Source organism: Paenibacillus xinjiangensis (assembly GCF_059686975.1).
In genome coordinates, this window is record NZ_JCAALS010000025.1 from 84,845 (window position 1) to 96,835 (window position 11,991).

At 46.9% G+C, this 11,991-nt stretch carries 12 protein-coding genes and 1 other RNA gene; all 13 read left to right on the top strand.

Translation table 11 applies throughout. The annotated features are described in order from the left end of the window. Positions 1-255 precede the first annotated feature (255 nt). The 13 genes from pyrG to AC6ESP_RS22455 all read left to right on the top strand — a co-directional run bounded on the left by pyrG (position 256) and on the right by AC6ESP_RS22455 (position 11,685). Entirely contained in the window at positions 256-1,860 is a 1,605-nt protein-coding gene (gene pyrG / locus AC6ESP_RS22395; RefSeq protein ID WP_497098952.1) for a CTP synthase, read from the top strand. Positions 1,861-1,997: 137 nt separating this feature from the next. Further along, positions 1,998-2,396 carry a response regulator gene (locus tag AC6ESP_RS22400; protein ID WP_497098953.1) on the top strand — a complete coding sequence of 133 codons (399 nt, stop codon included), beginning with the start codon at positions 1,998-2,000 and terminating at the stop codon, positions 2,394-2,396. A 290-nt stretch (positions 2,397-2,686) separates the two neighbouring features. After that, positions 2,687-3,961 (top strand): UDP-N-acetylglucosamine 1-carboxyvinyltransferase, encoded by a 1,275-nt coding sequence (murA, locus tag AC6ESP_RS22405; RefSeq protein ID WP_497098954.1) that lies wholly within the window; start codon positions 2,687-2,689, stop codon positions 3,959-3,961. Between the two features lie 125 nt (positions 3,962-4,086). Beyond that, entirely contained in the window at positions 4,087-5,430 is a 1,344-nt protein-coding gene (gene rho / locus AC6ESP_RS22410) for a transcription termination factor Rho (RefSeq protein WP_497098955.1), read from the top strand. Between the two features lie 24 nt (positions 5,431-5,454). Beyond that, on the top strand, positions 5,455-6,708 hold the full coding sequence (locus AC6ESP_RS22415) for a radical SAM family protein (protein WP_497098956.1): 1,254 nt from the start codon (positions 5,455-5,457) through the stop codon (positions 6,706-6,708). Between the two features lie 113 nt (positions 6,709-6,821). Beyond that, entirely contained in the window at positions 6,822-7,019 is a 198-nt protein-coding gene (rpmE, locus tag AC6ESP_RS22420; RefSeq protein WP_497098957.1) for a 50S ribosomal protein L31, read from the top strand. Between the two features lie 83 nt (positions 7,020-7,102). Beyond that, positions 7,103-7,516, top strand: coding sequence for a hypothetical protein (locus AC6ESP_RS22425; protein WP_497098958.1), 414 nt, complete (start codon positions 7,103-7,105; stop codon positions 7,514-7,516). Positions 7,517-7,599: 83 nt separating this feature from the next. After that, an RNA gene (gene ffs, locus AC6ESP_RS22430) (signal recognition particle sRNA large type) lies at positions 7,600-7,867 on the top strand. 152 nt (positions 7,868-8,019) lie between these two features. Next, entirely contained in the window at positions 8,020-9,813 is a 1,794-nt protein-coding gene (gene dnaX / locus AC6ESP_RS22435; RefSeq protein ID WP_497098959.1) for a DNA polymerase III subunit gamma/tau, read from the top strand. Positions 9,814-9,835: 22 nt separating this feature from the next. Further along, positions 9,836-10,147, top strand: a complete 312-nt coding sequence (locus AC6ESP_RS22440) for a YbaB/EbfC family nucleoid-associated protein (protein ID WP_497098960.1) — start codon at positions 9,836-9,838, stop codon at positions 10,145-10,147. Between the two features lie 98 nt (positions 10,148-10,245). Further along, positions 10,246-10,845, top strand: coding sequence for a recombination mediator RecR (recR, locus tag AC6ESP_RS22445; RefSeq protein WP_497098961.1), 600 nt, complete (start codon positions 10,246-10,248; stop codon positions 10,843-10,845). 280 nt (positions 10,846-11,125) lie between these two features. Next, positions 11,126-11,425 carry a hypothetical protein gene (locus AC6ESP_RS22450; RefSeq protein ID WP_497098962.1) on the top strand — a complete coding sequence of 100 codons (300 nt, stop codon included), beginning with the start codon at positions 11,126-11,128 and terminating at the stop codon, positions 11,423-11,425. After that, entirely contained in the window at positions 11,422-11,685 is a 264-nt protein-coding gene (locus AC6ESP_RS22455; protein WP_497098963.1) for a pro-sigmaK processing inhibitor BofA family protein, read from the top strand. Before AC6ESP_RS22450 ends, AC6ESP_RS22455 begins: the two co-directional genes overlap by 4 nt. The last annotated feature ends 306 nt before the right edge of the window (positions 11,686-11,991 follow it).

Consider the following 11,991-nt stretch of genomic DNA (forward strand, 5'->3'; position numbering starts at 1 on the left):
TATAAAGGCAAGAGCAAGCGATATGCTTGGACTTCCTTGTATATTTTAATAATATGCCAAATGAAAAGTGCCCCGTGAAGACGGGTGTCACTTTTTTTGTTTGTGTAAGGCAAGGTTTAGTGCAGAGCTCATGAGAGCTTTATTCCAATAAATGGATAGGTGTGATTGATGCTTCTGCATCCATGTTTATCGAGCAATTGGGAGAACCTAAACATAACCATAATAACCAATAGAGGCATGGAGGGTATTAACAAAGTGACTAAATATATTTTTGTAACCGGGGGCGTTGTCTCTTCATTGGGCAAAGGGATTACAGCTGCTTCACTGGGCCGCTTGCTTAAGAACCGTGGCTTGAAAGTAACGATTCAAAAGTTCGATCCTTACATTAACGTAGACCCAGGGACGATGAGTCCTTACCAGCACGGCGAAGTATTCGTAACAGATGATGGCGCGGAAACAGATCTGGATTTGGGGCATTATGAACGGTTTATTGATATTAACTTAACGAAATATAGCAGTGTTACGACTGGTAAAATTTACTCCAATGTTATTACAAAAGAACGCCGCGGCGACTATCTGGGCGGAACTGTTCAGGTTATCCCGCATATTACGAATGAAATCAAAGAGCGTGTATATCGTGCTGGCAAAGAAGCGGGCTCGGACATTGTTATTACGGAGATTGGCGGAACAGTCGGCGATATCGAGAGCTTGCCATTCCTTGAAGCCATCCGTCAAATCAAGAGCGACATCGGCCGTGACAATGTGATGTACATCCATGTAACGCTCATTCCTTATATTAAAGCTGCAGGCGAAGTGAAGACGAAGCCAACACAGCACAGTGTAAAAGAGCTTCGCAGCATCGGTATTCAGCCTAACGTTATCGTATGCCGTACTGAGTATGAGCTTGCAGAAGATATGAAGCGCAAAATCGGTCTGTTCTGCGATATCGATGCGAATGCGGTTATCGAATGCCGTGACGCTTCAACTTTGTATGAAGTACCGCTTATGCTTCGCGAGGAAGGTCTTGATGAGATTGTCGTTAATCACCTGAAGCTATCGACGAACCAACCGGATATGACGGAGTGGGAAGGTCTTGTTCAGCGCGTCAAATCGCTTCATAAGAAGACTGAGATCGCTATTGTTGGCAAATACGTTGCGCTTCATGATGCTTACCTCAGTATTGTAGAATCCCTCAGCCATGCAGGTATCGACGCTGATTCTGAAGTGAATCTTCGTTGGGTCAATGCAGAGGAGCTGACGGACCAGAATGTTGCAGACAAGCTGCACGGTGTCCATGGTATTCTCGTGCCAGGCGGCTTCGGCGATCGTGGTATTGAAGGTAAGATCTCAGCTATCCGATATGCACGTGAGCAAGAGGTGCCTTTCTTCGGAATTTGCCTAGGCATGCAAGTGGCTGTTATCGAATATGCTCGTAACGTTGCGGGCTTGGATAACGCTAACAGCTCAGAGATTAATCCTTCATCACCATACCCTGTTATCGATCTTCTTCCTGAGCAGAAAGACATCGAAGATATGGGCGGTACAATGCGTCTTGGTCTGTACCCTTGTAAGCTTACTCCAGGGTCGCTTGCAGCGACAGAATATGACGATGAGCTTGTGTACGAACGTCATCGTCACCGTTACGAGTTCAATAATGAATACCGCGAGCAGATTGAATCTGCAGGAATGCGCATTTCGGGGACATCACCTGACGGCCGTTTAGTTGAAATGGTTGAGGTGCCGAATCATCCATGGTTCCTGGCTGCACAATTCCATCCGGAATTCACATCGCGCCCGAACCGTCCACAGCGTTTGTTCCGTGGTTTTGTTCGCGCAGCATTGAAGTTCTCGGGACAATAATCATCCTAATAGTTGGTGCAGGAAGCTTTTCCAATTTTTTTCTAGGGGCAGAAGGATTATATACCACTATCCGCGAATATATTAACGATTATGGAAGAGTTGACCAGTTGTCGCTCAAGTCGTAGGAGGTTTTATATTTGGAGAAGAAGAAGGTATTGATCGTCGATGATCAGAACGGCATCCGAGTGCTCCTGATGGAAGTGTTCAGCAGTGAAGGCTACGACACTTTCCAGGCTTCGAATGGTAAGCTGGCACTGGAGATTGTGAAACACGAAAGTCCTGATCTGGTCTTGCTGGATATGAAGATTCCCGGAATGGACGGACTTGAAATTTTAAAACATGTGAAGGCAATTAATCGTGATATTAAGGTCATTATGATGACGGCTTACGGGGAACTCGACATGATCAAGGAAGCGACCGACCTCGGTGCGCTCATGCATTTCACGAAGCCGTTTGATATTGACGAGATGCGCATTGCGGTCAATATGCAGCTCCACGGTGGCAACTCGAACAGCCGCTTTGCGGTAGGGTCCTGATACAGGGCTCTTTTTTTTGCACTGACTTCCGATGTGATTCCTATCATTGCCAAGAGAGGCTAATCGAGCATGCTATGCCTTAAAAGAGCTTTACCATTCCTCGTCCCATTATGTTATAATGGCTCAGAATGACCATTCAATATGTGCAACTGTTACCTAAGGATAATTAACATGTTTCATAAGCAACTACCAAGTGTAATAACAGGAGCACGGGATGACGAATCGCTATGAAATAGCGAGCGCGCTCTTTTCGTTGTTCCCTTCCAATTCACGGGAGGACTACTAATTTGATGGAGAAATTGATGATACGCGGTGGACATCCGCTGCGAGGTACCGTACAAATCAGCGGCGCTAAGAATAGTGCGGTGGCGCTTGTGCCAGCTGCTATTTTAGCAGAATCGGAAGTTGTATTGGATAATCTGCCTCATTTGAGCGATGTTGCTGTCTACAGAGAAATATTGCAGGACCTGGGCGCTGTCGTAACTTGGCAGGGAGATGTAATGAGGATTGATCCTTCTAACCTGAAGGCTAAGCCAATGCCGAACGGCAAGGTGAAGCTGCTTCGTGCATCTTATTATTTGATGGGTGCGATGCTGGGTAGATTTGGAGAAGCCGTAATTGGGCTGCCAGGTGGATGTAACTTCGAGCCAAGACCGATTGATCAACATATTAAAGGGTTTGAAGCATTAGGTGCAACGGTAACCAATGAGCACGGCTCCATGCGTATATCTGCCAAAGAGCTGCGCGGAGCGAAGATTTATCTTGATGTTGTCAGTGTTGGTGCAACGATTAACATTATGCTTGCGGCCTCGCGGGCCAAGGGCTCTACCATTATTGAAAACGCGGCAAAAGAGCCTGAAATTATAGATGTAGCTACTCTTCTAAACGCCATGGGCGCCAAAATAAAAGGAGCAGGAACAGAAACGATCCGTATCGAGGGAGTCGACAGTCTGCATGGCTGCCGCCATTCTATTATTCCTGATCGGATTCAAGCCGGCACCTATATGATCGCTGCTGCGGCAACGCGCGGTGACGTATTAATAGATAATGTCATTCCTAAGCATATGGAAGCTATGACAGCTAAGCTGGAAGAAATGGGTGTCAAAGTATACGAGATGGATGAGTCCATCCGTATCGTTGGTGCTCCTGAATATTCGGCTATTGATGTCAAAGCGTTAGTATATCCGGGCTTTGCAACGGATCTGCAATCTCCTATGACCAGCTTGCTTACACAAGCAAGCGGTGTTAGTATTTTGTCCGATTATGTGTACAGCAACCGATTCAAGCATGTGCCTGAGCTTGCTCGGATGGGTGCCAATATTCGCGTAGAAGGCCGTTCGGCTATTATTGAAGGCGGAGCACTTAATGCGGCTAAGGTTCGTGCAGCGGATCTGCGTGCAGGTGCTGCACTCGTTATTGCTGGACTTACAGTGCCGGAAGGCATTACAGAAATTACAGGCGTGGAGTATATTGACCGTGGTTACGACAATCTGGTGGAGAATCTCCGCAAACTTGGCGCTGATGTATGGCGTGAAACGGATGTAACGGATTCGTCTGAATCATAAGACTTAAGGATTTCGGTGCCTAATCGGAGTTGTTTCTGCTAGAGCAACGAATAGAAGGCACCAAATCCGGTATATAATGATAGATCAGGATCGAAGCAAATAAAACTGAATAAAGTGGTGAGAACATGACAGATCTTCAGATCTCAGATCTGGAAGAGTTGAAGCTGACTGATTTGTACAAGCTGGCGAAGCAGTATCAAATCCCTTATTATGGTCAACTCAAGAAGAAGGAATTAATTTTTGCTATTCTACGTGCACAAGCGGAAAAAAGCGGTCTCATGTTTATGCAAGGCGTTCTAGAGATACTGCCAGAAGGATTCGGCTTCTTAAGACCGATTAACTATCTGCCGAGTAAAGAGGATATTTATATATCCGCATCGCAGATTCGTAAATTTGATTTGCGTACAGGTGATCTTGTATCAGGCAAATGTCGATTGCCGAAAGACTCAGAGAAATATTTTGGATTATTGCAAGTCAATGCTGTTAATGGCATGGATCCCATACAAGCTGCTGAAAGACTTCATTTTCCCGCTCTTACTCCTCTTTATCCACAGAAGAAACTCGTTCTGGAGACGGCACCTTCCAAAATTTCTACTCGAATTATGGATTTACTTGCACCTGTCGGACTTGGTCAACGTGGACTTGTCGTTGCACCGCCAAAAGCAGGTAAGACGTTATTGTTAAAAGAAATTGCTAACAGCATTTCAACGAACCATCCGGATATTGAACTGTTCGTTCTATTGATTGATGAGCGTCCAGAGGAAGTTACGGATATGCAGCGTTCTGTGAAGGGTGAAGTTATTGCTTCGACATTCGATGAAGTGCCGGAGAATCATATCAAGGTAGCTGAGCTGGTACTCGAGAGAGCACTGCGTCTTGTTGAACACAAAAAAGATGTCGTCATCCTGCTCGATAGCATCACACGTCTGGCACGTGCATACAATCTGGTCGTTCCTCCATCTGGCAGGACGCTAAGCGGTGGTATTGATCCGGCTGCTTTCCATCGTCCTAAGCGCTTCTTCGGCGCGGCTCGCAATGTGGAGGAAGGCGGAAGCTTGACGATTCTGGCGACTGCACTCGTGGAGACTGGCTCACGTATGGATGATATCATTTATGAAGAATTTAAAGGTACGGGTAATATGGAGCTTCATCTTGACCGGAAGCTGGCGGAACGCCGAATTTTCCCTGCACTCGATATTCGTAGATCCGGCACTCGCCGTGAAGAAATGCTCTTATCGAAGGAAGAACTCGAAAAACTATGGGTTGTGCGCCGTAATATGACCGATACGCCTGAATTTGTTGATGGCTTCTTGAAGAAGCTGGCTGATAGCAAATCGAACAGCGAATTCCTGATGTCGTTGGATACGTCTGTGGATGAGAAGCCGCAGCAGCAGCGTACGGGATTGAAGAGCAGCAGCGCATCAACCGGAAGACGGCCTACTACTCCGCGTACGACACACGGATCTTAAGGCTGCTGGAAGGAGGACATCAAGATGAATCTCGTATACGCAGATGAACATAATAATGTGTTTGACCATCCGGACTATGTAGCCCTGGGACGCAGTGGCGATATGATTGTAGAGCTAATGGAAGATGAGCTTATTCCGCTGCCTAGCGGCGCGACTCTCGTCGGACTGCCTTTTACAAGACCGGTCGGATTAAACCCTGATACAGGTGAGATGCAGCTGCTGCCTGGTAATTACCAAGCGGTTGGTGCGCTTCTGCCACAAGGCTTCACGAGGCTGGCTCTCCCCGGTTATGTGAAGACGGACAAGAAAGAAAAATTCCCGTTATTCGGCTACACTTCTGTTGTCTGGAAGGATGGCGGGTTTTATGTAGCTGCTGAGCAGAGCGATGATCCTGAGAAATGGGATCCGTTGAACTGTGATCGCGGCGAAGTGAATCGACAGGTCGAGCACTTGCTGGAGAAGTACCCTGAGAACAGGCTGTACAAGCACCTGTCCAATTGTGCTCTAGGCTATGAGTGCTTGACCTCCTCGAATACGTTCCTGCAGCGCTGGGAAGGCGGAGTGCCGGTCTCGTATTCCTGCAATGCGGGATGCTTCGGTTGTATTTCTGAACAGCCGGACGACAGTGGATTCGTTGCTCCTCAGACTCGTATGAACTTCAAGCCCACTGCTCAGGAAATATCAGAAATTATGCTGGAGCATTTGCGCGAGCCGGATTCCATTATCAGCTTCGGACAAGGCTGCGAGGGTGAACCATCTACACAAGCTAAGATTATTGTTGAAGCGATGCGCCAAGTGCGCAGCCAGACTTCACTTGGCTATATTAATATCAATACGAATGCAGGCTTGACGGATCATATTCGTGCTATCGTCGATGCGGGTCTCAATCTGATGCGTGTTAGTACGATAAGTGCCCTTGACGAGCATTATAATGCGTATTACAAGCCTCGTGCTTATACGCTGGCTAATGTAGAGAAATCACTCAAGTATGCGACCGACAAAGGTGTGTATACTTCCATTAACTACTTGATCTTCCCTGGAGTTACAGATCGCGAGGAAGAGATTGAAGCGATGATCGGATTCGTGAAGCGGACGGGCCTTAAGCTCATTCAGATGCGCAACTTAAATATTGACCCAGAGAGCTATCTCGAGCTCATTCCACCCGCACAAGGTGAAATTTACGGAATGAAGCAAATGCTGGAGATTTACCGTCAGGAATTGCCGGATGTCGTTATTGGCTCCTATACGCACATTCCGCCGGCTCTGCTGCAAAGATAAGCTGCTGGAAGCGATATATACATTGCAAGCGGGATATGGTCGTGCTATAATCCGTTATGTGTTATTTTAACTCTGGGTCCGCCTGTGACTCAGGGCAGAAAGAGGTGAACGAGATGAAACAAGGTATTCATCCGACATACCACGTATCCCAAATTACTTGCGCTTGTGGCAACAGCTTCGAGACTGGTTCGATCAAATCGAACCTGCGTGTAGAGGTTTGCTCCGTATGCCACCCGTTCTTCACGGGTAAGCAAAAGTTCTTGGATGTGGGCGGTCGCGTCGATCGTTTCAAAAAGAAATACGGTATCTAATACTTCGACTCAACATTCTGTCTTTAATTGGCAGAATACAAGGGCCTCCCTCAGCCATCCTATGGTTAAGGGAGGTTTTTTGATTGATTAATACACGTAGGCGGAAGCGCAGGATGATGTGGTTAAGCTTCACTATTATCGCTTTGCTTGCTTTAAGTCTAGGCGGCTGCGGCAGCAAAGAGCAGATTAAGGCGAATCAGGTCAAAACATATGGTCATGACGGTTATATGGGGTATTCGAACAGCAATCCGAACATACCCAACAATTTCTCCTATTTAAATTATGAGTCGGATGGCAAGTTCGCTGGCGAAGTACTAAAGGGTATTAAAGGAATTAAGTCCAGCAGGCTGGCGTTCAATGGCGAATACTTGCGTGTATACACGAAGGTTGATCCGAGCGTCACGAATGAGGAAATGAAGCAGCTTCAGCAAAAAACGCAGGAAATCGTTCAGCATAATATGCCTCGTTACCATGTGAAGGTAGAGACTACACGCTAAAGCAGAAGGTTTGAACAAGCTTGTACCTGTCATATTGATCCAGCGGTTGCGCTTTGCGCTTGGATGGGCTATACTTAGTTTTGCCGTGCTAGATGGGGAGTTAGCGGTGCCCTGTAACTCGCAATCCGCTTTAGCGAGGTTGAATTCCTGTTTGAGGTTATGTCTATGCAGGGTCTGGCATTTGCAATCAGTGTTGACAGTTGGGTCCTTCGCAATGGACGCTTGTGAACCCGGTCAGGTCCGGAAGGAAGCAGCCGTAAGCAGGTTAGTTCATGTGCCGAGGGAGTGCCTGGCTCGAGCTGAGACGCAAGGAAGCCGCCTGGGTTACATTAATCAAGGACAGGTGCACGGTACAACATTTTATAATCATAGTTGGAAGATAGAGAACACCAGTAGAGCATTTCGACAATGTCGAATTTGCAATTGCGGGTGTTTTTGTTTTGTTAATAGACTCGTTCATGTATAATATAGAAGAATGAATAAAGCCGAAGGGAACGGTCCGCGTGACACACATAGCATTGTATCGTGCCTGGCGTCCGCAGACGTTTCAGGATATGGTCGGACAACAGCATATAGTTCAAACCTTGCAGAATGCCATTCGAGAGAATCGCGTATCACATGCCTATTTATTTAATGGACCACGAGGTACGGGTAAGACCAGTGCGGCCAAAATTTTAGCGAAGGCCGTTAACTGTGAAAGCGGCCCAGCCGCTGAGCCCTGTAATGAATGTGATGCTTGCTTAGGAATTACAGCAGGCAACATCATGGATGTGGTGGAGATTGATGCTGCTTCTAATCGGGGTATAGATGAAATTCGAGATATTCGTGATAAAGTAAGATATGCACCATCAGAAGTGCGGAATAAAGTGTATATTATTGATGAGGTTCATATGCTTACCTCAGAAGCCTTCAATGCGCTGCTCAAGACGCTTGAGGAGCCTCCGGGGCATGTTATATTTATACTGGCAACAACGGAGCCCCACAAGCTGCCTGCTACAATTATTTCTCGTTGTCAGCGCTTTGACTTCCGCCAAGTTTCTCTAGAGGAGCAGTCTGAACGGCTGCTGCGAATTTGCCGGGAAGAAGGGCTGGAGGCTGAAGAGGATGCTATCGCCTACATCGCTAGACTGTCCGAGGGCGGTATGCGTGATGCGATTAGTCTTCTTGAGCAGGTATCTGCATTCAGCGGGGGGAAGATAACGCTTGAAGCTGCAGTGGATGTAACAGGCGGAATGGCCGCTGACCAGTTCTATGAATTGGCAGAAGCAGTTAAGGATCGCAACGTCGCTGCAGTCATGCCTCTTGTTGAGAGTCTGACGCAAGCAGGCAAAAGCGCTGATAAGTGCATGGAGAATTTAATCTACTACTTCAGAGATTTGCTTGTACTGAAGCTGGCGCCTCAGGGTGGAGCTGTGACCGAGAGGGTTGTTGATGCCGAACGTTTCCGTACAATGGCGGATGCGTTCAGCTCAGAGCGGCTGTTCAAGATGATTGATACGCTGAATGGTTATCAATCGGATATGAAGCATGCTGCTCAGCCTCAGACCCTGTTCGAAGTAGCATTAATGAAAATATGCACATTGGGCGATGGTCAAGCCGGCAATCAGGGCAGTGCGGCTTCTGAAGCAAGTTCCGTCTCCAGCACTCCTTCGGGAGAGGTTGGAAGACTCAGACAGCAAGTTGAGGCATTGGAGCGTAAGCTGGAGCAGGTGATGCGAAGTGGCGGAGCTGGTACTGCTGGCGCTCCAGCTGGCGGAGCGGAGGGCGGCGGCTCTCGAGCACCAAGCGGCCAACGGCAAGCATTCGGCAATCGGAGCGCAGCAAGTGGCGCAATTAGCCGAGGCACCGTCAAGCTTGATCCTTATGTTGCCGCTGCAGGAAGTCCTGGGTCTGGCCAAATTCGGATGAAATGGAGTGAAGTGCTCCAGCGCGTGAAGGAAGCCAAGATTACGGTGCATGCTTGGTTCGTGGATGGGGAGCCGGTATCTATAGCTGATGATACGGTACTCATTGCATTCAAGAACACTATGCATCGTGAGACGACGGAGAAGCCTACGCATCGAGAAATTATTGAGCGAGTTCTTCAAGATGTGTTCGATAAGCCGGTTAGATTCGCTACCGTTATGCTGAAGGAATGGCAAGCGGCAGCTAACCGTGCAGGAGATGCTCCGGCAGGCGAGACGCTTGAGCTGAATCCTGATGCCATCGACACTGGTGAGCCTGAACGTCCGAAGTGGGTCGAAGAAGCTGTCAAGCTGTTTGGCGAAGATTTAGTTGTAGTGAAAGAGGAAAGTTAACTATAAATAAGAGGTGATTAAGATGAACAATATGAATCAAATGATGAAGCAAGTGAAGAAGATGCAGGAACAAATGATGAAGGCTCAAGAGGAACTGGTTAACAAATCAGTAGAGGGTACCGCTGGCGGTGGCGTAGTAACAGTTACAGCTAATGGACATAAGAAGATTACGAATATTACAATTAAACCTGAAGCAGTCGATCCAGAAGATGTAGAAATGCTGCAAGACCTCGTTCTTACAGCAGTTAATGATGCACTAGCGAAGGTTGACGAAATAGCTAACAATGATATGGGCAAATTCACCGGTGGTATGAAAATCCCGGGCTTGTTCTAGAACGCAAATAACGTATCGTCAACAGGATTCTTGCATGTGCATGATCTTAGACGAGGAATCGTTAGAGCGTGGCTTCAGCATGAAAGGAGCTACATCAGTTGTATTACCCCGAACCGATAGCGAAACTAATAGATGCTTTCACACGTTTGCCCGGGATTGGTCCTAAGACCGCCGCAAGGCTGGCCTTTCACGTTCTGCGTATGAAGGAAGATGATGTTATTGATTTCGCTAAAGCGCTGGTTAGCGTGAAACGGAACTTAACGTACTGTTCAGTGTGCTGCAATATCACGGATGTTGATCCGTGCCGTATATGCCAAGACAAGACACGGGATAATTCCGTCATATGTGTCGTTCAGGAGTCCAAGGATCTTGTGGCTCTGGAGCGAACGAAGGAATTCCAAGGTCATTATCATGTTCTTCAAGGCTCCATCTCTCCTATGGAGGGAATTGGACCTGATCAGATTCGGATAGCTGAGCTGTTGCGCCGCTTAAGTGATGAGCGAGTGAAAGAGCTGATACTTGCTACGAATCCGAATATTGAAGGTGAAGCTACAGCGATGTATATCTCGCGGTTAGTGAAGCCGTTCGGAATTAGCGTCACACGTATTGCTCATGGTCTGCCTGTAGGTGGAGATCTCGAGTATGCGGATGAAGTAACGCTGTCCAAGGCACTTGAAGGACGTAGAGAATTGAGGTAATCCATAGAGGGGTTGTCCAGGGGTCATCTTACGATGACTAGGGGCAGCTCCTTTTTATTAGAGATTCTGCTATGCATAATGATTACCGCCCGCAGCAGCGAAATAAACTCACTATGGAGAACGTTAATACTCTTCCCTCCCCTCCCGCATGTGATGAAGTAACTAGTTTGTCTACTCGCGCGACATTAGCTGGAGCTTAGTTCTATTTTTGTTTGAACGATTATACATATCTAATACAAGATACGTTCAATGGATGGACAAGCGAGGGGGAGATGAGTAGATGGGCAGCAGCAAACCAATGTATAGGCTGGAATCGAATAAGCTGGAGATCTTGGAGCATACCAAGCCACCGATTGATATGGATTCTAACGAGTGGACGGAGCATTTGCACCAAGAGATCATTGAGGCGCATAGGGACTGGGTTAATGCTAACCGGTTCTTTGATACAGCGATTGGCAAGGATCAGGTTGATTATGCGATTTACGCAATAATTACAGCAGAGAAGAGATATGAAATGCTGTTAAGAGTAGCTAAGCGAACGGGGAAAGATTGGCCAGAGTGGAGGAGGGTACCCCAATGAAAAGCGTATGGTTAACGATATTGATTGTGTCCTCATTATTGTTATTGGCTGTCTTAGTGAAGAATCGTTTATCTTGGTCATGGTTGCGGAGCTTCTCTATTCATTTGGTCTTAGCTGCAGCTGTACTGTACCTATTGAATTTCTCTGGACTCATTCCTGATGTGTATATTCCGCTAAATCCGGTTACTATAGGAACTGTAGTTGTATTAGGAGTGCCGGGAATAGCTCTAATTGCCGGCGTTCAATACTTCATTGTATGAGTGTAGGAAATGCCTGCAAAGTTATTTTAACAATTGGGTTGACTTAATTCCTCTTTGTGTGGTAAATTAGATCTCGCGCCAAGAGCAAGTGATTAAAGCTTCAAAAAAAGAAATAAAAAAAGTGCTTGCAATCATCTGGGCAGCTGTGGTATATTATAAAAGTCGCCGATGAGAAACACATTGGTTGACACCGAAAAGAATTGTTCTTTGAAAACTGAACAACGAGCGAAACTGCCCCATAGATTCCACGGAATTTATGGAGAAGCAATAAACAAGTAATGAGCAAGTCAAACACCTAAATGGAGA

What these genes read in the sequence shown, in the direction of transcription:
- murA (WP_497098954.1), top strand. Translation starts at nt 2,687, where the DNA reads ATGGAGAAATTGATGATACGCGGTGGACATCCGCTGCGAGGTACCGTA.
- rho (WP_497098955.1), top strand. Translation starts at nt 4,087, where the DNA reads ATGACAGATCTTCAGATCTCAGATCTGGAAGAGTTGAAGCTGACTGAT.
- AC6ESP_RS22415 (WP_497098956.1), top strand. Translation starts at nt 5,455, where the DNA reads ATGAATCTCGTATACGCAGATGAACATAATAATGTGTTTGACCATCCG.
- rpmE (WP_497098957.1), top strand. Translation starts at nt 6,822, where the DNA reads ATGAAACAAGGTATTCATCCGACATACCACGTATCCCAAATTACTTGC.
- AC6ESP_RS22440 (WP_497098960.1), top strand. Translation starts at nt 9,836, where the DNA reads ATGAACAATATGAATCAAATGATGAAGCAAGTGAAGAAGATGCAGGAA.
- AC6ESP_RS22450 (WP_497098962.1), top strand. Translation starts at nt 11,126, where the DNA reads ATGGGCAGCAGCAAACCAATGTATAGGCTGGAATCGAATAAGCTGGAG.
- AC6ESP_RS22455 (WP_497098963.1), top strand. Translation starts at nt 11,422, where the DNA reads ATGAAAAGCGTATGGTTAACGATATTGATTGTGTCCTCATTATTGTTA.